Here is a 25418-nt window from a genome sequence, read left to right as displayed (position 1 = left end):
AAAAATATACTTCGACGTATCAATCCCAATGCGGATAATCTGGTTCACGGACGGCTCCCTTGTATGAGATCTAGACAACCTCATTCTGGCACACTGATGCCGTAGGGGGCCGTCCACACCATCAACCACCGCCTTCAATGACGAACCGGATCGTGGCCCCGGCGTCGCGCAACAATGGAGATTTGGGGTAATGGGTCCTGGCTTTCGCCAGGATGACGGCGATGGATGGTCCTCGATTCGTGATGACACGAGGGAGCGAATGAGAGCACGCGAGTCTCCACCGGTGTCGTCCCGGCGAAGGCCGGGACCCATACGCCGCAGCGGAGGTCGTTGAAGAGACTCGTCGTTCCAACATCGCGCAACAATCAGCATCGGTGGTTATGGGTCCCTGCTTTCGCAGGGACGACACCGAGTGTTTGGCGCCTCTCGTGAGTCACACGTCCGCATTCTCGCGGCATGAATCGCCCGAACGTACACCGAGTTTCTCTTCTCGCGAGGCCTTGCGTCGTCGGGCAAATCAGTGATTGAGAATTTCGCCGGGCGGCGGCGCATCCGGGCTTGTCTGCGACCTGACCTAATCCGACCGCCAGGCGCCGAGCAGAAATCGTCGCTTCGGCGCGGAGCCCGCTTGTTTCTGCACGTCCGGCAGGTCGACGGCATGGCGCTTCATCAGCAGCCGGATTGCGATCGCGATGACCACAAAGGGCGCCAGGTAGATCGCGAAAACTTCGAAGGCGTTCATGTCGTCCCTCCGCGGCTTCGGAACAGGCATTCTAGCACGATCACCTCGAGCGCGGGCGGATAAAACTGTACCGGCGCCGCTGAGTTGGCGTTAACCGAATTCCCGAGCGCCGATCAATTCAAGGTTGCGGAATACGGGTCTGTTTACCGATCCGGCGCTAGGGCTGGCGGATTGTGCAACGGGAAGTCCCACCGCAATGTCCGTGATCGCCGTCGAGCAGCCGTCCGCCCGCATTCCGCTCTCCGTCAAGATCGGCTTCAGCGCCTTCATGGCCGTCCTGGTGCCGGTGTACACCTACTGCTACGGGCCGACCAACTTTCTGTATTTCTGTGACGTCTGCCTGATCCTCACCCTGATCGGGGTCTGGACCGAGAGCGCGCTGTTGATTTCGATGTGCGCCGTCGGACTCCTTGTGCCGCAAACATTTTGGGTGATCGACTTCCTCGTCCATGTCGCCGGCTACTCGCTCACCGGAATGACCGACTACATGTTCGACCAGAACCTCTCGCTGTTCCTGCGGTTCCTGTCGGGCTTCCACGGCTGGCTGCCGTTCCTGCTGCTGTTCCTGGTCTGGCGGCTCGGCTATGACCAGCGCGCGCTGATCGTCTGGAGCGTGCTGGCATGGGCGCTGCTGCTGATCTGCTACTTTGTGATGCCGGGACCGCGGCCGGACCCGGGCATGACCCCGGTCAACATCAACTACGTCTTCGGCACCAGCGACAGGGCGGCGCAAGGCTTCGTGCCGCCGCTGGTGTGGCTGGCCGGCCTGATGATCGGCCTGCCACTGCTCGCCTTCATACCCACCCATTTCATGCTGCGGCGCGCCGCGCCGCCGATGTAGGGCCTGCGATTCGCGAGGCTACGCCATCACGTCGCTGCGGATACCATCGTGCATGGCCGCATGCGGCGGCCTCGATTGACACCAATCGACTCGGCGCTACGCTGACGGAACAGAGCGTTTTCCCAAGCGACTCGAGACGAATTCAAAGCGCCGCAAGCACGACCAAGAAGCAAGACCCAGAAGAACAAGGAAAAGGGCAGGACACGCCGTGACACGCGTCATCGCGTCTTGAGCGGGAACACGCGGACCTCCGCGCTCGCGCCATTTCGCATCCGCAGCTATCGCTTTCAATGGCCGTCCGATCTGCTCACCTCCTGGGCGTTCGAGGTCGAGACGCTGGTGCTCGGCTGGTACATCATGGTCGAGACCGGCTCGGTGCTGCTGCTGACCGTGCTGGCGTCGCTGCAATATGTCGGCACGCTAGTGGCGCCGGTCGTCGGCATGATCGGCGACCGCATGGGGCACCGCGATCTGCTCGCCGTGATGCGCTTTGCCTATACGGCGCTCGCCGGCACCATCATGACGCTGGCGCTGACCGGGCATCTCGCCCCGCTGAACGTCATGATCATCGTCGCGATCATGGGCGTGATCCGCCCGTCGGATCTCGGCGTGCGCGGCGCGCTGCTCGCCGACATCATGCCGCCGGAGCAACTGGTCGGCGCCATCAGCCTGGCGCGCACCACGCAGGACTCGGCGCGTATCGCAGGAGCCCTGACCGGGGCCGGATTGTTCGCGGCGCTCGGCATCGGCTATGTCTATGTCGGGATCGCCGGCTTCTATTTCGTCGCCGCCATCCTGATGCTCTGCATGAGCCGCCCCAAGTCGCATGGCACGACCGATCTCGCCGGCGACGCGCCGGGTTCAAAGCTGCTGCGCGACCTCAAGGAGGGCATCGTCTATGCCTGGAGCGGCCCGGGCATGCGCGCCGCGCTCTGCGTCGCGTTCCTCGCCAACCTCACCGCGTTTCCGCTCACCAACGGTCTATTGCCCTATGTCGCGCGCGACATCTTCCATACCGACCAGACCGGGCTCGGCTATCTCTCGGCAAGCTTCGCGGTGGGCTCGCTGATCGGCTCGATCACGCTCAGCATGGCCGGCGGGGTACGCATCGCGCGGCTTCTGATCGGCGCGACGCTCGCCTGGTACGCCATGCTGCTGGTGTTCGTCGAGCTCCGGACCATGCCGGTCGCGATGGCCTGCCTGCTGCTCGCCGGCATCGCGCAGAGCATGTCGATGATCTCGGCCGCCGTGATGCTGATGCGCAACGCCAGCGCGCATCTGCGCGGCCGCGTCATGGGCGTGCGCATGATGGTGATCTACGGCCTGCCGCTCGGGCTGCTCGCCGCCGGCAGCCTGATCGACCTGATCGGCTACACCGCGACCGGCACGCTGCTCGCCGCCGCCGGCTTCATCGCCATGCTGGCAATCGCGCTGCACTGGCGCGCCGATCTCTGGCCGACCCACGCCCCGGCCAACGCCCGGTGAGGGGCGCGGCGCGATGCCGCGCCGCGGTCGCCGATGCGCCAAAAGGACGCGACAGCGCGGGCAAGCTGTCGTAGATCATTTTCGACGCTCCCATTTCCAGTGCCAAGTTCCAGTGCCAGGCCTTTTTCGTTTGATATTGTAATGCTCCGTCTTTTGACCCGCCTTGGACTGCGCTTCGACGACATTGTCGAGGAGCGCCGATTTGTAGACCAGTACGTGCGGGGCAATATCGGCTGGACGCAGGTCGCGATGCTGCTCGGCGCCTTCACCTATGCCGGATATGCGTTCTGGGATTGGGTGCTCTATCCCGACGTCGTGGCGACCACGCTGGCGATCCGCGGCGGGGTTGCCGTGCTGGTCCTGCTGCCGCTCACCGCCTTGCTCTCGGTGCCCGCGATGAAGCCGTGGGCCGAGACGATCTTCCTCGTTTATTGCGTCGTTCCGGGCTGCGTGCTGCCGAGCGTCTACCTCGTGCTGCCCTCGGGATTCACCTATGCGGCACCCGGCGTGATGATGGTGATCCTGTTCGTCTCGACCATGCTGCCGCTGCGGATCGGGCCGCTGGCCGTGTTCTGTCTCACGACATGGATTGCGCTGTGCATCGCTGAATCGCTCGGGCCGGCTTTGCCGCCGGGGCTGCGCTTCATCAATCATTCCCTGGTCCTCAACGCCTTTGCGCTGTCGCTTTACGCCGTCGCCGCCCGCGAGTTCCGCGCGCGCCAGCAGTTTCGAACGGCGCAGGCGCTGAAGCAGGAAAAGGAGCGTTCGGAAGCCTCGTTGCGCGATTTGCACGCGACGCAATCGCAGCTCGTGCAGGCCGAGAAGCTGGCCTCGCTCGGGCAGCTCGTCGCCGGTGTCGCACACGAGGTCAGCACGCCGCTTGGCCTGGCGCTGACCACGTCAACCACCATGGAGGCGGACCTTCGCGCGATGGGCGAGGCGCTGAGCGGCACCGCCGTTCGCCGCTCCGACCTGACGCGGGGCATTGCACGGATCGAGAACGGCCTTCGACTGACCTCGGAAAATCTGCATCGGGCATCTGAAATGGTGCACAGCTTCAAGCAGGTCGCCATCCATCACGCCGACGAGGAGCGCCATACATTCGAGCTCGGCGGATGGCTCTCCGAGCTGATCGCAAAGCTCGGGCCGCTGCTGTCCCGTCAGGGATTGATCGTCGAACTCGACTGCCCGCAAGGCATCGTTCTGAACAGCTATCCCGGCGCGCTGGCGCAGGTGATCAGCAACCTGGCGTTCAACGCCGCGGCGCACGCTTATCCCGACGGCCGCGGCGGACGCTTCACCATGACGGTGACGCAGCCGGATCAGACGCTCGCCCGCATCGCCTGCGCCGATCAAGGCATCGGCATCCGCGAGGATTTGCAGGCCCGCGTGTTCGATCCGTTTTTCACCACCGGGCGGGAGCGGGGCAATATCGGCCTCGGCCTGCACATCGCCTTTAACACCGTGGTGTCGTCGCTCAGCGGCCGGATCGCGCTGGAGAGCGAACCGGGCCGCGGCACGCTGGTGCTGATCGAGATCCCGGTATCGAGCTGAACGGGCGGGCCTCGGCCGGTGCAGGCGCCTGTGAATGCGCGGCGAAGGTCACCCGCAGCAGCGTAGCCCGGATGAGCGAAGCGAGATCCGGGGCATCCGGCCCCGTATGTCGCTTCGCTCATGCGGGCTACAGATGACATGTCGCGGCGCTCATGCGGGCCACAGGTGCTGAACCGCTACCGCTTCCGGTCCAAAAATCCCTGCAGCAGGCGCTGCGGTTCGCCGGTCAGGAACGACTTTCCGAACACGCCGACGCTGAGGTTCACCGACTCGGTCAGCGGCAGCTCTTCCCATTGCCGCAGCAGGTCCTTCTGGATCCGCAGCGCCTCGGGCCCGCATTCCAGCAGCGCCTTGACGGTGTGCTCGACGGCGTCGTCGAGCCCGCCGGGCTTTGCCACGGTGTCGACCAGGCCCCAGGCGAGCGCGGTCGGCGCATCGATGTTCTCTGCGGTCATCATCAGCCAGCGGGCGCGGCCCCAGCCGATCAGGCGCGGCAGCAGTGCGGCGTGAATCACCGAGGGGATGCCGACGCGCACCTCGGGCATGCCGAACATCGCGTCATGCGCGGCGACGCGGACGTCGCAGGCGGCCGCGACCTCGAGGCCGCCGCCGAGGCACCAGCCGGGCAGGCGGGCGATCACCGGCGCCGGGAATTTGCGCACGGCCTCGCAGAGGTCGCGCAGCCGGCTGATGAATGCTTCGGCGGACGTCTGGTCGAGTGTCGCCATTTCCTTGATGTCGGCGCCGCCGATCATGCTGCGCTCGCTTTCGCCGGCCAGGATCACCGCGCGGATGGTCGGATCGGCGGCCAGATGCTCAAAACCCTCGCGCACGCCGTTGGTGACCGCGGAACTCACGATGTTCAGCTTGCCGGCGTTGCAGATGGTGAGGCGGACGACGCCTCTGTCGTCGCGGGCGATGCCGCAGTGGGGATTGAGCATGTCCATGGAAAAGTCCCGGCGCAGGAATGGATCGACAAGTCATTTCGGGATGGTGCGCAAGCACCAGACCCGGAATCTCGAGATTCCGGGTCTGGTGCTTGCGTCGCCCCGGAATGACTTGGGCCATGTCCCGGACAAAGCATGGCCCTGTCAAGGGACCGGGTGCGGCGGTTGCGCCGAGGGATGCGGATCTATAGAATTAGATGCGTCATATAAATGGAGCCGTCATGACCGCCGCCGAAAGCATCGATCTTCGTTCGCCCGATCTAACGCGCACCCGCGTGGTGGAATGGCAGGCGCCGGGACCAGTGGCGATGGCGGCGCTGCCGATGTCCGGGATCGAGGCGATGCGCGCGATCCGCGACGGCCGGTTGCCGCCGCCGCCGATGGCCAAGCTGATCGGCTTCCACATGGCCGTGGTCGACGAGGGCCGCATCGTGATGGAACTCGAGCCGCATGAGAGCTTGGAAAACACCATCGGCCTGCTGCACGGCGCGACCGCCGCGGCGCTGCTCGATACCGCGATGGGCTGCGCGATCTCGACCATGCTGCCGGCGCGGCAGACCTCGGTGACGCTCGACCTCAAGCTGACCTATCTGCGGCCGCTGTCGGCACGTTCGGGCACCATCAGCGCCGAAGGCAAGGTGATCAAGCTCGGCCGCCAGACGAGCTACACCGAGGGCTTCGTCCGCGACGGCAAGGGCAATCTTGCGGTGCACGCGACCGCGACGTTTTCGATGCTCGGCGGGGAACCGAAAGTGGCCGACAAGGCGAAATAACTGCAGCATTCCGGCCGCAAATCTGCTATTATATGATTAGAAACATTCCATGAGACCGGCATGCGCTATTCGAAAGAACACAAGCAGGAGACCCACGCGCGGATCGTCAAGAAGGCCGCGACGCGGCTGCGCGAGCGGGGCGCCCACGGCATCGGCGTCGCCGACCTGATGAAGGACGCCGGCCTGACCCATGGCGGCTTCTACGCGCATTTCGACTCGCGCGAGGCGCTGGTGATCGAGGCCTTCAGCTACGCGATGGACCGCGCCATCGAGCGCTGGCGCAAGGTCGCCGCGGACACGCCGCCGGAGAAGCGGCTTTCGACCATCATCGACGGCTATCTTTCGGCGATGCACCGCGACGATCCCGGCCAGGGCTGCGCGATCCCGGCGCTCGGCGCCGAGATCGCCCGCGAGAGCCCGAAGACCCGCAAGGCGTTTGCCCTCAAGCTCGACCAGATGATCGACATGATGGCCGACCAGATCATCGACGTGCCGCGCAAGGCCGCCCGCAAGCAGGCGATGGCGACGCTGGCGACCATGATGGGCACCATAGTAATGTCGCGCATCGCCGGCAGCGGCGAACTCTCCGACGAGATCCTGTCGGCGGGCCGCGAGGCGGTGCTGGGACGTGCCGCCGCGGCCAAGGCGCCGGCGAAGAAGAAGGTGAATTAGCGCTTTAAGCGCCAGCTGGCGCGGCGCGCCTAATACTCGATCCGTCACGCTGAGGAGCGCGCATCGCGCGCGTCTCGAAGGGTCGACGGCCACCAGCCGGGCCGTGCATCCATCGAGACGCGCTACGCGCTCCTCAGGTTGACGGGAATAACACGGTGTCCGCCTCACACCCCGCTAAAAAGCGCGCGCTCGGCTTCCACGGTCTCGTAGATGTAGTCCGCCACCGCGCGGATGCGGGCGAGGTCCTTGCTGTCGGCGTGCATCAGCAGCCAGAAGGTGCGGGAGATCCGCACCTCGTCCGGCAGCACCGGCTGCAACTCGGGGTGGGCCGTCGCCATGAAGTGCGGCAGCACGGCGATGCCGAAGCCGGCGATGGTGGCGTTGAGCTGCGCGATCAGATTGGCGCTGCGGAATTTCGCCGAGATCTTCGGCGAGACCTGCGGCAGATAGTCGAGCTCCGGCGTGAACAAGAGCTCCTCGATGTAGCCGACGAAGCGGTGCCGCGGCAGGTCGGCGCGTGCGGCAATGGCCGGCGCCTGGGCGAGATAGGCGGGTGCGGCATAAAGCCCGAGCGTGTAGTCCAACAGCTTGCGGCCGACGATGCGCCCTTCCTTCGGCATGGTCAGGCTGATCGCGATGTCGGCCTCGCGCTTGGAGAGCGAGAACAGCCGCGCGGTGGCGACGAGCTGCAGATCGAGATCGGGATACCGCTCGGTGAACTTGACCAGCCGCGAGGCCAAAAAGTGGCTGCCGAAGCCGTCGGGCGCGCCGATCCGCACCGTGCCGGTGAGGTGGGCGCGCGAGCCGCCGACCGCCTCCTGGTTGGCGACGATGGTGGATTCCATCGCCTCCGCGCTGTCGGCGACGCGCTGGCCGGCCTCGGTCAGCAGATAGCCGGTCTTGCGCCGATCAAACAGTTTTGCGGAGAGGTGGCGCTCCAGCCGGTCGACACGGCGGATCACTGTGGCATGATCGACGCCGAGCTGCTTGGCGGCAGCCGAAACCGACCCGCCGCGCACGATGGCAAGCACGAAACGGAAGTCGTCCCAGTCGATTGTGCCGCCGCCTTGATCCAGCATTTCCGCACATCTATGGTGCAATTTATCGGACTTGAATCCCATAAAATGCAGGGTCAATAGGGTTTGTAAAGCGATCCCGCCGCGAGGGAGCGGCGATTCAGGTGCTTCAGGGAGGTTTTTCCATGCGCTCAATCGGACATTTCATCGGTGGCAAGGAGGTCAAGGGCACGTCGGGCCGCACGGCTGACGTCTTCGAGCCGATGACCGGCGAGGTCCAGGCCAAGGTCGCGCTGGCCTCCAAGGCCGAGCTCCGCGCCGCGGTCGAGAACGCCAAGGCCGCGCAGCCGGAATGGGCCGCCACCAACCCGCAGCGCCGCGCCCGCGTCATGATGCGGTTCCTCGAGCTGGTGCAGCGCGACTACGACAAGCTCGCCGAGCTGCTGGCGCGCGAGCACGGCAAGACCGTTCCCGACGCCAAGGGCGACATCCAGCGCGGCCTCGAGGTCGCCGAGTTTGCCTGCGGCATCCCGCATCTGATGAAGGGCGAGTACACCGAGGGCGCCGGCCCCGGCATCGACATCTATTCGATGCGCCAACCGCTCGGCGTGGTCGCCGGCATCACGCCGTTCAACTTCCCGGCGATGATCCCGATGTGGAAGTTCGCGCCGGCGATCGCCTGCGGCAACGCCTTCATCCTCAAGCCGTCGGAGCGCGATCCCGGCGTGCCGATGATGCTCGCCGAGCTGATGATCGAGGCGGGCCTGCCGGCCGGCATCCTCAACGTCGTCAACGGCGACAAGGAGGCAGTCGACGCCATCCTGGACGATCCCGATATCAAGGCGATCGGCTTCGTCGGCTCGACCCCGATCGCGCAGTACATCTACGAGCGCGCCGCGCAGACCGGCAAGCGCTGCCAGTGCTTCGGCGGCGCCAAGAACCACGCCATCATCATGCCGGACGCCGACATGGACCAGACGGTCGATGCGCTGATCGGCGCCGGCTACGGCTCCGCCGGCGAGCGCTGCATGGCCGTCTCGGTCGCGGTGCCGGTCGGCAAGACCACCGCCGACCGCCTGATGGAGAAGCTGATCCCGCGCGTCGAGTCGCTCAAGATCGGCACCTCGGTCGATCCGTCGGCCGATTACGGCCCGCTGGTGACCCGCGAGGCGGTCGAGAAGGTCAAGAGCTACATCGACATCGGCATCAAGGAAGGCGCGACGCTCGCGGTCGACGGCCGCGGCTTCAAGATGCAGGGCTACGAGAAGGGCTTCTATCTCGGCGGTTCGCTGTTCGACAACGTCACCAAGGACATGCGGATCTACAAGGAAGAGATCTTCGGCCCGGTGCTCTCGGTGGTGCGCGCCCACGACTATCACGAGGCGCTGGCACTGCCGTCCGACCATGACTACGGCAACGGCGTTGCGATCTTCACCCGCGACGGCGACGCCGCGCGCGACTTCGCCGCCAAGGTCAATGTCGGCATGGTCGGCATCAACGTGCCGATCCCGGTGCCGATCGCCTATTACACCTTCGGCGGCTGGAAGAAGTCCGGCTTCGGCGACCTCAACCAGCACGGTCCGGACTCGATCCGCTTCTACACCAAGACCAAGACGGTGACCTCGCGCTGGCCGTCCGGCGTCAAGGAAGGCGCGGAGTTCTCGATCCCGACGATGAAGTAATTTCCGGGAACGTCATTGCGAGCGCAGCGAAGCAATCCATCTATCCCCCGCGTGGAAGAATGGATTGCTTCGTCGCTTCAGCGCAAAATTGCTCTTGCAATTTTGTCGCGAGCTCCTCGCAATGACGGTGGGGTAACCTTCAGGGCTAGGCGGCGAGATGCAGTTCGCTCTCAACGAGGACCAGATCGCGGTTCGCGACATGGCGCGGGCGTTTGCGGCGGAACAGATCGCGCCGCACGCGCTCGAATGGGACGAGACAAAGCACTTTCCGGTGGATGTGATGCGCGAGGCGGCAGGCCTCGGCATCGGCGGCATCTATATCAAGGATGATGTCGGCGGCTCGGCGATGACGCGGTTCGACGCGGCGCTGATCTTCGAGGCGCTGGCGACGGGGTGCCCGACCACGTCGGCCTTCATCTCGATCCACAACATGGCGTCCTGGATGATCGATGCCTACGGCAACGACATCCAGCGCCACACATGGCTGCCGAAGCTCTGCACCATGGAGCTGATCGCGAGCTACTGCCTGACCGAGCCGGGCGCCGGCTCCGACGCGGCCGCGCTGCGCACCCGCGCGGTGCGCGACGGCGATCATTACGTGCTCAACGGCCAGAAGCAGTTCATCTCCGGCGCCGGCAGTACCGACCTGCTGGTGGCTATGGTGCGCACCGGCGGCGACGGTCCGGGCGGCGTCTCGACGCTGGTGATCGACGGCAAGACGCCGGGCGTGTCGTTCGGCAATAACGAGCGCAAGATGGGCTGGAATGCGCAGCCGACCCGCGCTGTGATGTTCGAAAACGCGCGCGTGCCGGTCGCGAACCGGCTCGGGGAGGAGGGCATCGGCTTCAAGATCGCGATGGCCGGGCTCGACGGCGGCCGCCTCAACATCGCGGCGTGCTCGCTCGGCGGTGCGCAGGCGGCGCTCGACAAGGCGTTGGCCTACATGAAGGACCGCAAGGCATTCGGCAAACGCCTCGACGAATTCCAGGCGCTGCAATTCAAGATCGCCGACATGGCGACCGAGCTGGAAGCGGCACGCACCTTCCTGTGGCGGGCGGCCGCCGCGCTCGACCGCAAGGATCCGGACGCTTCCATGCTGTGCGCGATGGCAAAGCGGTTCGGTACCGACGTCGGCTTCGAGGTCGCCAACCAGGCGCTGCAGCTGCACGGCGGCTACGGCTATCTCAGCGAATACGGTGTCGAGAAGATCGTGCGCGATCTGCGCGTGCACCAGATCCTCGAAGGCACCAATGAAATCATGCGGCTGATCGTGTCGCGCAAGTTGATCGAGGGCGCGCGATGAATGATGCGGCGGCAGCCGAGGGCGATCTGATCGCGCGCAAGGAAGGTTCTGCCGGCATCATCCGGCTCAACCGGCCGAAGGCGATCAATGCCGTGACGCTGGAGATGTTCCACGACATCGACAAGGCGCTCGATGCGTTCGAGGCCGATCCCGACGTCGCTGTCATCGTGCTGGAGGGTGCCGGCGAGCGCGGCCTGTGCGCTGGCGGCGACATCCGCGCGCTCTGGGAGAGCTCCAAGGTCAAGGGCGACCTTGGCAAGATCCTGTGGCGCGACGAATACATCCTCAACGCGCGGATCAAGAAATTCCCAAAGCCCTATGTCGCCTTCATGGACGGCATCGTGATGGGCGGCGGCGTCGGGCTGTCGGCGCATGGCCGCCACCGCGTGGTGACGGAGCGGACCAAGCTCGCGATGCCCGAGGTCGGCCTCGGTTTCTTCCCCGACGTCGGCGGCACCTATCTGCTGTCGCGCTCGCCGGGTGAGATCGGCACCTATTTCGGGCTCACCGGCACCACCATGAACGGACCCGATGCGATCTACGCCAAATTCGCCGACGCCGTGGTGCCGAGCGCAAAGCTGCCGGCGCTGCGCGAGGCGCTGACCAAGGTTACGCCGGGTACGAATTCGGCCGAGATTGATCGGCTGATCGGAGGCTTCGCCACTAGCGAGACGGCTGGCCCTGTCGCCGCGATGCAGGCCAGGATCGACGGCTGGTTCGCACACGGCCGGATGGAGGACGTCGTCGCCGCGCTCGAGGCCGACGGCTTCGACATGGCACGGGACACGCTGAAGACGCTCAGTGAGAAGTCGCCGCGCGGCATGGTGGTGACGCTGAAACTGCTGCGGCTGGCGCGCGCGACCGCGACGCTGGAAGAGTGCCTGAAGCGCGAATATCGCGCCGCGCTCGAAGTGTTCGCCAGCGACGATTTCCGCGAGGGCGTGCGCGCCGCCGTCATCGACAAGGACCGCAATCCGACCTGGTCGCCGGCCCGGATCGAACAGGTGACGCCGGAGATGCTCGCGCCTTACTTCGCCGAGATCGGCGCCGACGAATTGAAATTTCCAGACAGCAAATAGAAACGTCGCAAGCGGAGGACTTCCCATGGCAAACGTCGCATTCATCGGGCTCGGCAATATGGGCGGGCCGATGGCGGCCAATCTGGTCAAGGCCGGCCACAAGGTGACCGCGTTCGATCTGGTCGCGGCGTCCCGCGATCAGGCCAAGAGCGACGGCGCCGCGATCGCCGAGAGCGGCGTCGGTGCGGTGAAGGGCGCCGATGTCGTCATCACCATGCTGCCGGCCGGCAAGCATGTGCTCGGCGTCTGGAGCGAAGTGCTGCCCGCGATGGCCAAGGGCACGCTGATCATCGACTGCTCGACGATCGACGTCGAAAGCGCCAAGCAGGCCCATGTGCTGGCCGCCAAGCACGGCATGGCCTCGGTCGATGCGCCGGTCTCTGGCGGCACCGGCGGCGCCAAGGGCGCGACGCTGACCTTCATGTGCGGCGGCGAGCCGAAGGCATTCGCGGCCGCCCAGCCGATGTTGGCGAACATGGGCAAGAAGATCGTGCATTGCGGCGCGGGCGGTGCAGGGCAGGCGGCCAAGATCTGCAACAACATGATCCTCGGCATTTCCATGATCGCGGTCGGCGAGGCTTTCGTGCTGGCCGAGAAGCTCGGCCTGTCGCACCAGGCGCTGTTCGACGTCGCCTCGACCTCGTCGGGGCAGTGCTGGTCGCTGACCACCTATTGCCCGGTTCCCGGCCCGGTGCCGACCTCGCCGGCCAACAACGATTACAAGCCGGGCTTTGCTTCCAACCTGATGGTCAAGGACCTGACCTTGGCGCAGGACGCCGCCAATGCGGCCGGCGCGGTCACGCCGCTCGGCAAGCACGCGCAGGAGATTTATAAGACCTTCGACGCGTCGGGTCACGGCGGGGTCGACTTTTCCGGAATTATCCAGCACGTTAGGGCCCTTGCCCCGAAGTAAATCGCCGTCATCCTGAGGTGCGAGCGGAGCGAGCCTCGAAGGATGCGAAAACGGTGCCTGTAGCCATCCTTCGAGACGCCGTGCTTCGCGCGGCTCCTCAGGATGACGTCAGAATACGTGGTGAAGCCGGATGACCACATTTCAGGACGCTCGCGCCTTTCTGCTCAAGCACCGCACCGACTACGACGCCGCGGTGAAGGGATTTCGCTGGCCCGATCCGGTGCCGTTCAACTGGGCGCTCGACTGGTTCGATGCCGAACTGGCTGATAATGCCGACAGCCGCGACCGGCCGGCGCTGTGGATCGTCGATGCCGCCAGCGGCAACGAGACCAAGCTTTCCTTCGCCGAGCTGTCGCGCCGCTCAAACCAGGTTGCAAATTTCCTGCGCGCGCAGGGGCTGAAGCGCGGCGATCATCTGTTGCTGCTGCTCGGCAATGTGGTGCCGCTGTGGGAGACCATGCTGGCGGCGATGAAGCTCGGCGTCGTCGTGATCCCCGCCACCACGCTCTTGACCGCGGATGAATTGCGCGACCGGCTCGACCGCGGCAAGGCGAGGGCGGTGGTCGCCACGCAGGATCAGGTCGCGAAGTTCGCAGGCCTCGGCAGCGACAAGCTCGTCCGCATCGTGGTCGGCGCGACGCAGGTGCAGGACGGCTGGCTGCCGTTCGAGGATGCCGCCAAGCAGTCCGACGCATTCGCGCCCGATGGCCCGACCAAGGCCGACGATCCGATGCTGCTCTATTTCACCTCGGGCACCACGGCAAAGCCGAAGCTGGTGCGGCACAGCCAGCGCAGCTATCCGGTCGGCCATCTCTCGACCATGTACTGGATCGGCCTGCAGCCCGGCGACATCCATCTCAACATCTCCTCGCCCGGCTGGGCCAAGCATGCCTGGAGCTGCTTCTTCGCGCCGTGGAATGCCGGCGCAACGATCTTTATCGCGAACCAGCCACGCTTCGAGGCGAAAGGACTGCTCTCGATCATCGGCCGCTGCGGCGTCACCACGCTGTGTGCGCCGCCGACGGTGTGGCGGATGTTCATCCAGGAGGACCTTGCGAGCTTCAAGGTCTCGCTGCGCGAGGTGTGCGGCGCCGGCGAGCCGCTCAATCCCGAGATCATCGACCAGGTCAAATCGGCCTGGGGGCTGACCATCCGCGACGGCTACGGCCAGACCGAAACCACCGCGCTGGCCGGCAACTCGCCGGGACAGAAGGTGAAGGTCGGCTCGATGGGCCGGCCGCTGCCGGGCTATCGCGTGCAGGTCACCGACAATGACGGCCACGCCGCGAAGGAGGGCGAGGTGACCTTGCTGCTCGGCGCCGATCGGCCGGCGGGCCTGATGCAGGGCTATCAGGGCGACGACGGCAAGCTGATCGGCACCGACGGCGAGATCTATCGCAGCGGCGACGTCGTGTTCACCGATGACGAGGGGTATCTGACCTTCGTCGGCCGCACCGACGACGTGTTCAAATCCTCCGACTACCGCATCTCGCCGTTCGAGCTGGAAAGCGTGCTGCTGCAACATGACGCGGTGGCCGAAGCCGCCGTGGTGCCGAGCCCGGACCCGATCCGGCTCGCGGTCCCCAAGGCCTATGTGCTGCTGGTATCAGGCGTCGAACGAACGCCGGAGACCGCGCTGTCGATCTTCAAACATTTGCACACGCGGCTCGCACCGTTTAAACGCATCCGCAAGCTCGAGCTGGTCACCGAACTGCCGAAGACTATATCCGGAAAAATCCGCCGCGTGCAGTTGCGCCGGCTCGAACACGACGATGTCAGAAGCGATGCGTTGCGCGGGGTCGAGTTCCGCGAGGAAGAATTTCCGGAGCTGCAGAAGGTGCGGACCTCCGGTTAGCAGAGGTTAGCCAATGAACGAAGTCTGGAAGAAGCCGCCGGTGTCGCTGGAAACCTACCAGGGCATGGTCGGCAAGGAGATCGGCGTGTCCTCGTGGCACCTGCTCGATCAGGGCCGCATCGACACCTATGCCGACGTGATCGAGGATCACCAGTTCATTCACGTCGATCCCGAGCGCGCCAGGAAGGAGACCGCCTTCGGCACCACGATCGCGCATGGCTTCCTGACGATGTCGCTGATGTCGATCATGTCCTACGAGGTGATGCCGGTGCTCGAGGGCACCGCGATGGGCGTCAATTACGGCTTCGACAAGCTGCGCTTCATCTCGCCGGTGCGCTCGGGCAAGCGCGTCCGCGGCCGCTTCGTGCTGGCCGAAGCCACGCTGCGCAAGCCCAAAGAGTTGTTGTCGCGCACCAACGTCACGGTCGAGATCGAAGGCGAGGAAAAGCCCGCGCTGGTCGCCGACTGGCTCGGCCTGATCTATTTCAGCTGAGGATCGCAAGACGCGGTTGTGTTGCAACCGCGAAGGGTTGTGCACCTCTCCCGCAAGCGGGGGAGGTGCAGCGAGCCACCCCAATCTGATTTTTTTGGCGATGCTCTGCTCTGGCCCATGTGGCGCATTGACGGCTGTGTTCCCCGGTGTCCATGATGCCCGCTTTAGGCGGTGCGGTCCCGGGAGTGGCAGCCATGGTGCAAAACATCGTCGCCGGAATTGTCGTAGTCGCTTTGATTGTGATCGGTGCGATTAGCTACGCTCAAGAGCATCACGAGTGCTGGAGCGGACATCTGCTCAAAAGCCTGAAACCCTGCGGGTCGATGACCCCTTCGGTCTAGGGCGCCCGCTGGCCGTGTCGGCTAGTCTCGGCCGGGCTTGACCCGGCCATCCATCGCTGCTCAAAAGCTGCCAATCGCGAGCGTCTCCATCCTCTCCCCCTGTGGGAGAGGGTGGCTTCGCGGCACGCGAAGCCGGGTGAGGGGTCTGTCTCCACGCAAAGACTCTCGCTTGAGCTCGCGGAGACAGACCCCTCATCCGGCGCGCTGGCGCGCGCCACCTTCTCCCACAAGGGGAGAAGGGAAGAACAGGAATTTACGGCATGGCAATCAGGTTTGACGGACGCGTCGCTATCGTCACCGGCGCGGGCAATGGTCTCGGACGGGCGCATGCGCTGGGGCTCGCCAGCCGCGGCGCCAAGGTCGTGGTCAATGATTTCGGCGGCGCGCGCGACGGCACCGGCGGCTCGCTGTCGCCGGCCGAGACCGTGGTCGAGGAGATCCGGAAGGCCGGCGGCACCGCGATGGCCGACGGCGCCGACGTCTCGAACTTCGAGCAGGTCACCGCGATGGTCGAGCGCGCCACCAAGGAGTGGGGCAGCGTCGATCTCCTGTGCGCCAATGCCGGCATCCTGCGCGACAAGTCGTTCACCAAGCTCGAGGTCGCCGACTGGGCCAAGGTGCTCGACGTGCATCTCACCGGCACCTTCTACTGCTGCAAGGCGGTGTGGGCCGGCATGCGCGAGCGCAATTACGGCCGCATCGTGCTGACGACCTCGTCGTCCGGCCTGTTCGGCAATTTCGGCCAGGCCAATTACGGCGCGGCGAAGGCCGGCATGGTCGGCCTGATGAACGTGCTCGCCGAAGAGGGCCGCAAGAACAACATCAAGGTCAACACCATCTCGCCGACCGCTGCGACCCGCATGACCGAGGAACTGCTGCCGCCGCAGGCGCTGGCGCTGATGAAGCCGGAAGCGATCACGCCCGCGGTCGAATTCCTGCTCTCGGAAGACGCACCGACCCGCACCATCATGGGCGCCGGCGCCGGCTCGTTCGCGGTGATCCGTGTGCTGGAGACCGAAGGCGTCAACCTGCCGCAGTCCGAATGGACGCCGGACGGCGTCGCCGCGCACTTCAACGCGATCAGCGACATGTCGACCGCGAAGGCGCTGCAGGGCGCGTTCGAGCAGACGCAGAAGTATGTCGCCCAGGCCGCCGCGCGGGCCGGGATCAAATTGTAAGTGGCGTCGACGCCTGAACGCTCTCCTTCGTCATGGCCGGGCTTGACCCGGCCATCCACGACTTCGTTGCCGCTCGAAAGCTAGACGTGGATGCCCGGGTCAAGCCCGGGCATGACGACCGATTTTGCATCGGGCGGATTCGCTTTAAACTCGCAGCATGTCACCGTCGCCCGCGATACATGTCGCCGTCATCGGAGCCGGGCCTGCCGGCCTGATGGCGGCGGAGGTGCTCGCGCAAGGTGGCGCACAGGTCACCGTCTACGACGCGATGCCGTCGGCTGGCCGCAAATTCCTGATGGCCGGCCGTGGCGGGCTCAATCTCACCCACTCCGAACCGCTGCCGGATTTCCTTGCGCGCTATCGCGAGGCGCTGCCGCGCCTGAAGGCTGCGGTCGAGGCATTTCCGCCCGACGCGTTGCGCGCCTGGAGCGAGGCGCTGGGGCAGCCGACATTCGTCGGCAGCAGCGGCCGCGTATTCCCCGAGGCGTTCAAGGCGTCGCCCCTGCTGCGCGCCTGGCTACGGCGGCTCGATGCCGCGGGCGTCGCGTTCACATTCCGGCATCGCTGGGTCGGATGGGACGCGCGCGGGGGACTGCTGTTCGAGACGCCGGACGGCCAGCGCACAGTCAAGGCCGATGCGACCGTGCTGGCACTCGGCGGCGCGAGCTGGCCGCGGCTCGGCTCGGACGGCGCCTGGGCGGAGATCCTCGCCGCAAAGGGCGTTGCCATGGCGCCGATCAAGCCAGCCAATTCCGGCTTCACGGTTGCCTGGTCAAATATCTTCCGCGACCGGTTCGAGGGCCAGCCGCTCAAGGGCGTCGCGCTCACGATCGGCTCGCATACGGTGCGCGGCGAGGCGATCGTCACCCGCGCCGGCATCGAGGGCGGCGCCATCTATGCGCTGTCGGCGGAATTGCGCGAGGCGGTGCTCGCGAAGGGAACGGCGACACTGACGGTGGCGTTGCGGCCCGATGCCGCGCGCCACGAACTGGTCGCGCGTCTGTCGACGCCGAAGGGCAAGCAATCCCTTTCCAATTTCCTGCGCAAGGCCGCGCAGCTCTCGCCGGTCGGCATCGGGCTGTTGCAGGAGGCGGCCGTCGCCGCCGGCCGGTCGCTGGCCGCGCTGCCGCCGGCCGAATTGGCCGAACTGATCAATGCGGTGCCGATCCGGATCACCGGCGTGGCGCCGATCGCACGCGCGATCTCGAGCGCCGGCGGCATCAGGTTCGACGAACTCGACGCGCATTTCATGCTGCGGCAGCTGCCCGGCGTCTTCGCGGCCGGCGAGATGCTCGATTGGGAAGCGCCGACCGGCGGCTATCTGTTGCAGGCGTCGTTTGCAACGGGCGTCGCCGCTGGGAAGGGCGTGTTACGATGGTTCGTGCAGAAATCGTAGCTCTGTAGGATGGGTAGAGCGAAGCGAAACCCATCAACTTTTTTCCGCGCGGAAGCATGATGGGTTTCGCGGAGTTTATCATCGGGCCGCGCTTTGCGCGGACCCGTTGGCTCTACCCATCCTACGGGATAGGCTCATTCCGAGCCGGTCTTCGTGGCGAGGTCGGTGATGAATCCAAGCACACCGAACGTCGCGGCCACCGCACACACCGCGGTCCATCCACCAAAGCTCCACGCCGCGGACGCCGCCGCCGCGCCGACCGCGCCGCCGATGAAGAACAGCGCCACGAACAGGCCGTTGATGCGGCCGCGCGCCTCGGGGCGCAGCAGGTTGACGGCGCGGCGGCCGAGCGTCTGGTCGGTGGTGATGCCGAGATCGAGCAGGATGGTGCCGGCGCTCAGCACGACGAGTGCTGCGATCCGCGACTCCAGTACCCCGGCCCACGCGCACAGCGCCAGCGATGCAATGATCAGAATGTGTGAGCCGATCAGCAACGGCCGCGCCAGGCCACGGTCGCCCCAGCGGCCGGCCAGCGGTGTCGCGATGGCACCGGCGACGCCGATCAGTGCGAACAGCGCGATGCCCCTGGCGTCGAGCTTGAACGGCGCATCCGGCAGGCGCAGCGCTACGGCGGCCCAGAACGCAGTGAACGAAGCCATCACCAGCGCCGCGGTCCAGGACCGGACGCGCAGCACCGGCTCCTCGCGCAGCAGTCTTGGGAACGATCGCAGCAGCGCGCCGTAGCTGACCTTCGCCGCCGGCTGTAGCGTCGGCAGGGTGCGCGCCAGTGCTGCGGCGAGCAACGTCATCAGCACGGCCGAGGTGACATAGTAGCCGCGCCAGTTCCAGCTGTCCGCGATCAGGCTCGCCATCGGCCGCGACAGCAGGATGCCGATCATCAGGCCGCTCATCACATCGCCGATCGCCTGTCCCCGGCGCTCCGGCGGCACCATCGACGCCACCAGCGGCACCACCATCTGGATCGCGGCGCACGACGCGCCGAGGATGAAGGTGGCGGCCAGCAGGATCAGCGGCGTCGGCGCCATCGCGGTGCCGATCGCCGCGACGATAGCGCAGGCCAGCGTCCGCAGAATCAGCCGCTTGTTCTCGACGAGGTCGACCAGCGGCACCAGCAGCAGCAGCCCGAGCGCGTAGCCGAGCAGGGTCAGCGTCGAGATCAGACCGGCCTCTAGCTCGGTCATGCCGAGCGAGCGGCCCATCAGACCGACGAGGATCTGCGGCGCAAAGAGATTGGTGACGACGGTGCCGGTGGTGATGGCGCCGATCCAGATCAGCGGACGCACGGCGACGGTGCGCGCCGGGGAGAGTTTGGTGGCTTCGGAGATGGTCATGGGGCCTCGCGATGGAGTGGCGAGGCCCCCTTTAGGGGATCGGGCTAATATGCTACAATTCAAATAAGATGATGAAGAATATGCGAGATTGTTATGAACACCCATGACCTCGTGGCGTTCGTCGCCGTGGTGGAGACCGGATCGATCGTCGCGGCCTCGGCGCGGCTGAACCTGACCCAGCCCGGCGTGACGCGGCGGATCCAGAACCTCGAGGAGATGCTCGGCGCGCAGCTGCTCGACCGGCTATCGAAGCCGCTGAAGCCGACGGCGGCGGGAATCGAAGCCTATGAGCAGGGCCGCCGGCTGCTGCGCATGCTCGACGACCTCAAGTCAGGCGTCGCCAATGACGGCGTGGTGCGCGGCGAGTTCAGGCTCGGCCTGACACCGTTTTTGTCGGAGGCCGGGCTGACCGGACCGCTCGATGCGGTGCGCGGCGAATTTCCGGCGCTGGCGGTGCGCGTCGTCTCCGGCTGGTCGCCCAACCACATGGAGCGGGTCAGCCGCAACGAGCTCGATGCCGCTGCAATCTGTTTGCCTGACGGCACCGCGCCGCCCGACGATCTCGTGGCCTGCGATCTCGGCGCGCAGCCGGTGGTGTTCGTCGTCGCGCGCGACATGAAGACGCCGAAGTCGGTCGATCTCGAATGGCTGTCGCGGACCGGATGGGTGATCAACCAGGACGGCTGCGGCTTCCGCCAGACGCTGAAGCGCCATTTCGATGCGGCACATCTCCCGTTCAACATCGCGGTCGAGGCGCTCGACAGCGAGCTGCGCCTCTCGCTGGTGGCGCGCGGGCTCGGCATCGGCCTCGTGACGCCAGTGGCGCTGAAACGAAGCCCGATCCGCAGCCGGCTCAAGGCCGTGAAGATCGCCGATTTCAATCCCGCAGTCCGCGCCTGGATCGTGCATCGCCCGCCGGCCGGCCGCCTGGCGCGGCCGATCGAGGTGTTTCGCTTGGCGCTGGATCGCGAGCTGCAGGCGCTGATGCGGGGGTAAATGCGGAGTTCGTAGGATGGGTAGAACGAAGAGAAACCCATCAACTTCGATCCGCAGTGACATGATGGGTTTCGCTACGCTCTACCCATCCTACAAGGTCCGTGTATGCGGCTACCGCAGCTTGCCCCGCGCCGTCACCGGCAGCGCACCGATGATCTCGTCACCGCGCACCATCACGACCTCGTCCATCATGTTGACGACGACGCAGACATGATTGGGCACGATTCGCACCACGTCGCCGACATTGGGCCGCGTGTTGCTGCGGGAGAGATCGAGGAAGCCGTGCTCCTCGGCGAAGCGCGCGATCCTGGCCTCGGGATGTTCGAGGATCAGGCCGTGGCCTTCGAGGCCGCCGGTGTCCGAGGTCAGCGTCTTGGAGCCGGCGTCGAGGATGCCGCGCTCGGGGCCGGCGCGGCTGACGACGGTGGAATAGATGTGCAGCGCGCAATCGTCCCAGGTCGCGACGCCGGCCGCGACCTGCATGCGGTCGTTGTAGATGTAGGTGCCGAAGCGATGCTCGGTGCCACCCTTCAGCTTGCCGAGATTCTTCAGGTTCGGCGTGCCGCCGGTGGAGACGATTGTCGCATCGAGGCCGTGGGCGCGAACGCCAGCCAGCGCCTCGTCGTAGAATTTCTGCGCCTCCGCCCAGCCGGTCTCGGTCGGATACAGCATGAAGCCTGCGAAGGCGAGGCCTTTGGAGGCTACGATCTCCCGCGCCAGCGCGATCGCCTCGGCCGGGGTCTCGACGCCGGCGCGCTTGCGGCCGGTGTCGCATTCGACCACGACGGAGAGCGCGCGGCCGGAGGCGGCTGCGGCCTTCGGCAGATCGCCGACAACGACGGAATTGTCGGCGGCGACGGTGACGTTGGCCTTGCCTTGCAGCGCGCCAAGCCGCGCCATCTTCTCGTCACCGAGCAGATTGTAGCTGATCAGGATGTTGTCGATGCCAGAGTCCGCCATGATCTCGGCCTCGCCGAGCTTCTGGCAAGTGATGCCTTTGGCGCCGGCCTTGATCTGCAGCTGCGCCAGCATCGGGTTCTTGTGCGTTTTGATGTGCGGACGGTTGGCGACGCCGGCCTTGTCGCAGGCCTTCTGGATGCGCGCGATGTTGCGCTCGACCCGGTCCATGTCGATCACGGCGCAGGGCGTGCCGTATTCCTTGGCGATCTTGGCGGCGAGGGGCGTCGTCATCGGGGTGGCTCCATTGCAGAGTTTCTGTCATTGCGAGCGGAGCGAAGCAATCCATCTGCCCGCATCTGCGGTTGCATGGATTGCTTCGTCGCTCCGCTCCTCGCAATGACGGCAAGAATCATTGTGTTCACGCCTGCTCGATCTCTTCACGCAGCACCTCTAACTCGAGCCAGCGGTCCTCGGCGGCGGCGAGCTCCTCCTGCGCCTTTGCGATCGCGGCCGAGGCGGCGTCGAATGTCTTGCGATCCTTCGTATAGAGATCGGGATCGTCGAGCAGCTTCTGCTGCTTGGCGATCTCGTTGTGCAGCTTGTCGATGGTCTTCGGCAAGGTTTCCAGCGCGTGCTTCTCGTTGAAGCTCAGCCGGCGCCGCGGTGCTGCTTCGGGCGCCGCGGCCCTGGCTTCCTTCTTCTCTTCGGCCGGGGCTTCCGCCTTCGCCGTCTCGCGCTTCACGTCGGCGCCGCGCTGCGCCAGCATGTCGGAATAGCCGCCGGCATATTCGATCCAGCGTCCCTGGCCTTCGGGTACGATCACCGACGTCACCACGCGGTCGAGGAAGTCGCGGTCGTGGCTGATCAGGATCACGGTGCCCTCGTAATCGCCGAGCATGTCCTCGAGCACGTCGAGGGTTTCGAGGTCGAGGTCGTTGGTCGGCTCGTCCAGGATCAAGAGGTTCGACGGCTTGGCCAGCGCGCGCGCCAGCATCAGCCGGCCGCGCTCGCCGCCGGAGAGCGCTTCCAGCGGCGTGCCGCGCTGCTCCTGCGCGAACAGGAAGTCCTTCATGTAGCCGATGACGTGCTTCGACTTGTCGCCGACCATGACGTGATCGCCGCGGCCGCCGGTCAGCGCCTCGGCCAGCGTCAGCTTCGGGTCGAGGCTTTCGCGATGCTGGTCGAGCGTCGCCATTTCGATATTGGCCCCGAGCCGCACCGAACCGGAGTCGGGCGGATCGTTGCCGATCAGAAGATGCACCAGCGTGGTCTTGCCGGCGCCGTTGGGACCTACGATGCCGAGCCGGTCGCCGCGCTGGATCCGGGTCGAGAAGCCGTCGACGATCTTGCGCTCACCGAACGCTTTCGCGATGTTCTTGGCCTCGATCACCAGCCGGCCGGACTTTTCGGCTTCGGCGGCGGCGAGCGTGGCATTGCCGGTGGTGCCGCGATAGTTGCGGCGCTGGTCTCGCAGCGCGTGCAAATTGCCGAGCCGCTTGACGTTGCGCTTGCGGCGGCCGGAGACGCCGTAGCGCAGCCAATGCTCCTCGTTGACGATCTTGCGGTCGAGCTTGTGCTGCTCGCGCTCTTCCTCCGCCAGCACCTCGTCGCGCCACGCCTCGAAGGCGCCGAAGCCGCGCTCGATCTGCCTGATCTGGCCGCGGTCGAGCCAGGCCGTGGTGCGCGACAAATTGGTGAGGAAGCGGCGGTCGTGGCTGATCAGCACCAGCGCGCAGCGCCGGCTTTCCAGTTCGCCCTCGAGCCATTCGATGGTCGGCAGGTCGAGATGGTTGGTAGGCTCGTCCAGCAGCAGGATATCGGGCGAGGGCGCCAGCACCCGGGCAAGCGCCGCGCGGCGCGCCTCGCCGCCGGAGACGTGCGCGGGATCTTCCTCGCCGCTGAGGCCGAGCTGTTCGAGCAGATAGCGCGCCTGGTAGTGGTCGTCGCCGGGGCCGAGGCCGGCCTCGACATAGGCGAGCGTCGTCTTGTGGTCGCCGAAGTCCGGCTCTTGCGGCAAATAGCGGATGGTGGCGCCGGGCTGCACGAAACGGCTGCCGGCATCGGGCTCGACCAGGCCGGCCGCGATCCGCAGCAGCGTCGACTTGCCGGAGCCGTTGCGGCCGATCAGGCAGACGCGCCCGCCGGCGGAGACCGAGAGCTCGACGCCCGTCAGCAGCGGCGTGCCGCCGAAGGTCAGGCTGATGTCCTTGAGCTGGATCAGAGGAGGCGGAGCCATCGCGCTAACCCTGCTCGCTCACCTGCGCCTGCTCGGCGCGGCGGCGCTGGATACGGCGGATGGTCTGGTCGAGCGTCGACAGGAAGGTCGAGCGGTCGCGCGGCGAATATGATTTCGGCCCGCCGGTGATCTCGCCCGACGAGCGCAGATCGGTCATCAGATTGCGCACCGCAAGCGTCATGCCGATCGACTGTTCGGTGAACGGCTTGCCGTTCGGCGCGATCACATCGGCGCCGGCCTTGACGCAGCGGCTCGCCAGCGGAATGTCCGCTGTGACCACCACGTCGCCTTCATGCGCGCGTTCCGCGATCCAGTCGTCGGCGGCATCCATGCCGGAACCGGCGGCAATGCGCTCGATCAGCGGATCCTGCGGCACGCGGATGAAATTGCCCGCGACCACGCTGACGGGCACGCCGAGCCGGATCGCGACGCGATAGATCTCGTCCTTCACCGGGCAGGCGTCGGCGTCGACATAGATGCGGGTGGGAGCAGGGGTTTCAGTCATCGATTCCAGGGTTGGCAGGCGCGGCCTGCGTGTACTCCATCGGGCGGAAAATTGCGAGCAAAACGAGAGGCTTGTCACGCTGACCGGTTCGACTACGATTGCCTGAGAAAAACAACGGAAATAAGGGGAAACCCCATGGATTCGAAGACGGCTTCGCTGACCTACCGCGTCTCGGCGTACAACACCTCGAAACTGTCGGAGAACAAGATCCACGACGACACGGTGGCGCGAAAGTTCGGCTTTTCCGGCGGGCTGGTGCCCGGCGTCGACGTGATGGCCTACATGATGCACCTGCCGGTCGAGAAATGGGGCCGCGACTTCCTCGCGCGCGGCCTGATCGAGGCGCGCTTCGTCAAGCCGGTCTATGACGGCGAGATCGCGGAGTTGACCGGCCAGGAGACCGGCAATGGGTTGACGATCGAGCTCCACAGCCGCGGCGAGCTCTGCGCCACCGGCACCGCGTCGCTGCCGGCCTCCGCGCCGAAATTCGTGCTCGATGACTATAAGCAGGTCGCCGCGGTCGCCGAGCGCAAGCCGGTCAGCGCCTCGTCCTATGAAGAGGGCAAGTGGCTCGGCACCATCCCGCGCGACTGGTCGGGCGATGCCGCGAAGGAGTATCTCGCCGATATCAGGGAGACCGACCCGATCTACTTGCGCGAAGGTCTCGGCCATCCCGGCCTGCTGCCGCGGGTGATGAACAAGGTGCTGGTCGACAATGCGATCCTCGGGCCCTGGATCCATGTCGGCACCCGCATGCAGCTGCTGTCGGCGGGCAAGATCGGCGACGAGCTGACCGCGCGCGCCAAGGTGACCGGCAATTACGACAAGAAGGGCCACCGCTTCGTCGAGCTCGATGCGCTGGTGCTCGGCAACGGCGTGCCGCTCGCGCATTGCTGGCACATCGCGATCACCCAGCCGCGCGAGCAGGCCGCGGCGTAACACGATCCGTCATTGCCGGGCTTGACCCGGCAATCCATCGCTGTTCGGAAAATTCTTGCGCAGATTGATGGATGCCCGGGTCAAGCCCGGGCATGACGAGTGGAGATTTGAGGCAAGCTCTTGCACCACCCGCAACTGTCATACCCCGCGGATGCGGGGTATCCTGTACGCCGCGGCTTCTCGGCTTAGCCACTGCTCTCTCTGGAATACTGGATCGCCC

General features: G+C 65.9%; 23 protein-coding genes. 16 read left to right on the top strand and 7 right to left on the bottom strand.

All coding sequences use genetic code 11. From position 1 onward, the window contains the following. Positions 1 to 574: 574 nt before the first annotated feature. Entirely contained in the window at positions 575 to 742 is a 168-nt protein-coding gene (locus tag I6F38_RS04435) for a hypothetical protein (protein ID WP_016846528.1), read from the bottom strand. A gap of 196 nt (positions 743 to 938) precedes the next feature. On the opposite strand from I6F38_RS04435, the gene I6F38_RS04430 reads away from it, so the two are divergent. The 3 genes from I6F38_RS04430 (at position 939) to I6F38_RS04420 (ending at position 4622) form a co-directional block, all read left to right on the top strand. Then, complete coding sequence (locus I6F38_RS04430; RefSeq protein ID WP_225159199.1) at positions 939 to 1583, top strand: hypothetical protein; 645 nt, start codon at positions 939 to 941, stop codon at positions 1581 to 1583. A 228-nt stretch (positions 1584 to 1811) separates the two neighbouring features. Then, complete coding sequence (locus I6F38_RS04425; RefSeq protein ID WP_225159198.1) at positions 1812 to 3068, top strand: MFS transporter; 1257 nt, start codon at positions 1812 to 1814, stop codon at positions 3066 to 3068. Between the two features lie 141 nt (positions 3069 to 3209). Then, the gene (locus I6F38_RS04420; protein WP_225159197.1) at positions 3210 to 4622 is read left to right on the top strand and encodes a HAMP domain-containing sensor histidine kinase; all 1413 of its coding nucleotides are present in this window, start codon (positions 3210 to 3212) and stop codon (positions 4620 to 4622) included. A gap of 176 nt (positions 4623 to 4798) precedes the next feature. Here the strand turns inward: I6F38_RS04420 and I6F38_RS04415 are convergent, their stop codons facing one another. After that, positions 4799 to 5569 carry an enoyl-CoA hydratase gene (locus tag I6F38_RS04415; RefSeq protein WP_225159196.1) on the bottom strand — a complete coding sequence of 257 codons (771 nt, stop codon included), beginning with the start codon at positions 5567 to 5569 and terminating at the stop codon, positions 4799 to 4801. Positions 5570 to 5790: 221 nt separating this feature from the next. On the opposite strand from I6F38_RS04415, the gene I6F38_RS04410 reads away from it, so the two are divergent. Together I6F38_RS04410 and I6F38_RS04405 are read left to right on the top strand one after the other, a co-directional pair. Continuing rightward, complete coding sequence (locus I6F38_RS04410; protein ID WP_225159195.1) at positions 5791 to 6342, top strand: PaaI family thioesterase; 552 nt, start codon at positions 5791 to 5793, stop codon at positions 6340 to 6342. A 60-nt stretch (positions 6343 to 6402) separates the two neighbouring features. Then, positions 6403 to 7014 (top strand): TetR/AcrR family transcriptional regulator, encoded by a 612-nt coding sequence (locus I6F38_RS04405; RefSeq protein WP_225159194.1) that lies wholly within the window; start codon positions 6403 to 6405, stop codon positions 7012 to 7014. Between the two features lie 164 nt (positions 7015 to 7178). Here I6F38_RS04405 and I6F38_RS04400 read toward each other — a convergent pair whose 3' ends face one another. Next, positions 7179 to 8093 (bottom strand): LysR family transcriptional regulator, encoded by a 915-nt coding sequence (locus tag I6F38_RS04400; protein ID WP_028335019.1) that lies wholly within the window; start codon positions 8091 to 8093, stop codon positions 7179 to 7181. Positions 8094 to 8215: 122 nt separating this feature from the next. Between I6F38_RS04400 and I6F38_RS04395 the strand changes: the two genes are divergently transcribed. The 9 genes from I6F38_RS04395 to I6F38_RS04355 all read left to right on the top strand — a co-directional run bounded on the left by I6F38_RS04395 (position 8216) and on the right by I6F38_RS04355 (position 18270). Then, positions 8216 to 9712 carry a CoA-acylating methylmalonate-semialdehyde dehydrogenase gene (locus tag I6F38_RS04395; RefSeq protein ID WP_092081799.1) on the top strand — a complete coding sequence of 499 codons (1497 nt, stop codon included), beginning with the start codon at positions 8216 to 8218 and terminating at the stop codon, positions 9710 to 9712. Between the two features lie 157 nt (positions 9713 to 9869). Beyond that, positions 9870 to 11015, top strand: a complete 1146-nt coding sequence (locus I6F38_RS04390; RefSeq protein ID WP_225159193.1) for an isobutyryl-CoA dehydrogenase — start codon at positions 9870 to 9872, stop codon at positions 11013 to 11015. Continuing rightward, entirely contained in the window at positions 11012 to 12094 is a 1083-nt protein-coding gene (locus tag I6F38_RS04385) for an enoyl-CoA hydratase/isomerase family protein (RefSeq protein ID WP_225159192.1), read from the top strand. Before I6F38_RS04390 ends, I6F38_RS04385 begins: the two co-directional genes overlap by 4 nt. Positions 12095 to 12119: 25 nt before the next feature. Then, a complete protein-coding gene (gene mmsB / locus I6F38_RS04380; protein WP_225159191.1) occupies positions 12120 to 13007 on the top strand; it encodes a 3-hydroxyisobutyrate dehydrogenase in 888 nt (295 codons plus the stop codon). 130 nt (positions 13008 to 13137) lie between these two features. Beyond that, the gene (locus I6F38_RS04375; RefSeq protein ID WP_225159190.1) at positions 13138 to 14862 is read left to right on the top strand and encodes an AMP-binding protein; all 1725 of its coding nucleotides are present in this window, start codon (positions 13138 to 13140) and stop codon (positions 14860 to 14862) included. A gap of 13 nt (positions 14863 to 14875) precedes the next feature. Then, positions 14876 to 15355 (top strand): MaoC family dehydratase, encoded by a 480-nt coding sequence (locus I6F38_RS04370; RefSeq protein WP_016846543.1) that lies wholly within the window; start codon positions 14876 to 14878, stop codon positions 15353 to 15355. Positions 15356 to 15549: 194 nt separating this feature from the next. Further along, entirely contained in the window at positions 15550 to 15696 is a 147-nt protein-coding gene (locus I6F38_RS04365; protein WP_225159189.1) for a hypothetical protein, read from the top strand. A gap of 260 nt (positions 15697 to 15956) precedes the next feature. Continuing rightward, on the top strand, positions 15957 to 16874 hold the full coding sequence (locus I6F38_RS04360) for an SDR family NAD(P)-dependent oxidoreductase (RefSeq protein WP_028344663.1): 918 nt from the start codon (positions 15957 to 15959) through the stop codon (positions 16872 to 16874). A 157-nt stretch (positions 16875 to 17031) separates the two neighbouring features. Next, a complete protein-coding gene (locus I6F38_RS04355) occupies positions 17032 to 18270 on the top strand; it encodes a TIGR03862 family flavoprotein (RefSeq protein ID WP_225159188.1) in 1239 nt (412 codons plus the stop codon). 134 nt (positions 18271 to 18404) lie between these two features. Here I6F38_RS04355 and I6F38_RS04350 read toward each other — a convergent pair whose 3' ends face one another. Further along, on the bottom strand, positions 18405 to 19622 hold the full coding sequence (locus tag I6F38_RS04350; protein WP_225159187.1) for an MFS transporter: 1218 nt from the start codon (positions 19620 to 19622) through the stop codon (positions 18405 to 18407). Positions 19623 to 19715: 93 nt separating this feature from the next. Between I6F38_RS04350 and I6F38_RS04345 the strand changes: the two genes are divergently transcribed. Further along, positions 19716 to 20618, top strand: coding sequence for a LysR family transcriptional regulator (locus I6F38_RS04345; RefSeq protein ID WP_225159186.1), 903 nt, complete (start codon positions 19716 to 19718; stop codon positions 20616 to 20618). Between the two features lie 111 nt (positions 20619 to 20729). On the opposite strand, the gene I6F38_RS04340 is transcribed toward I6F38_RS04345, so the two are convergent. From I6F38_RS04340 to I6F38_RS04330, 3 genes are all read right to left on the bottom strand, one after another. Further along, complete coding sequence (locus I6F38_RS04340; RefSeq protein ID WP_225159185.1) at positions 20730 to 21809, bottom strand: D-TA family PLP-dependent enzyme; 1080 nt, start codon at positions 21807 to 21809, stop codon at positions 20730 to 20732. 127 nt (positions 21810 to 21936) lie between these two features. Further along, positions 21937 to 23754, bottom strand: coding sequence for an ABC-F family ATP-binding cassette domain-containing protein (locus I6F38_RS04335; protein ID WP_225159184.1), 1818 nt, complete (start codon positions 23752 to 23754; stop codon positions 21937 to 21939). Between the two features lie 4 nt (positions 23755 to 23758). Further along, on the bottom strand, positions 23759 to 24259 hold the full coding sequence (locus tag I6F38_RS04330) for a YaiI/YqxD family protein (RefSeq protein WP_225159183.1): 501 nt from the start codon (positions 24257 to 24259) through the stop codon (positions 23759 to 23761). A gap of 135 nt (positions 24260 to 24394) precedes the next feature. On the opposite strand from I6F38_RS04330, the gene I6F38_RS04325 reads away from it, so the two are divergent. Next, the gene (locus I6F38_RS04325) at positions 24395 to 25198 is read left to right on the top strand and encodes a hypothetical protein (RefSeq protein ID WP_137479678.1); all 804 of its coding nucleotides are present in this window, start codon (positions 24395 to 24397) and stop codon (positions 25196 to 25198) included. The last annotated feature ends 220 nt before the right edge of the window (positions 25199 to 25418 follow it).

Origin of the sequence: Bradyrhizobium sp. BRP56 (assembly GCF_020194035.1) — a bacterium.
Lineage (GTDB): Bacteria > Pseudomonadota > Alphaproteobacteria > Rhizobiales > Xanthobacteraceae > Bradyrhizobium > Bradyrhizobium australafricanum.
This window is presented reverse-complemented; position numbering and strand designations above follow the sequence as displayed.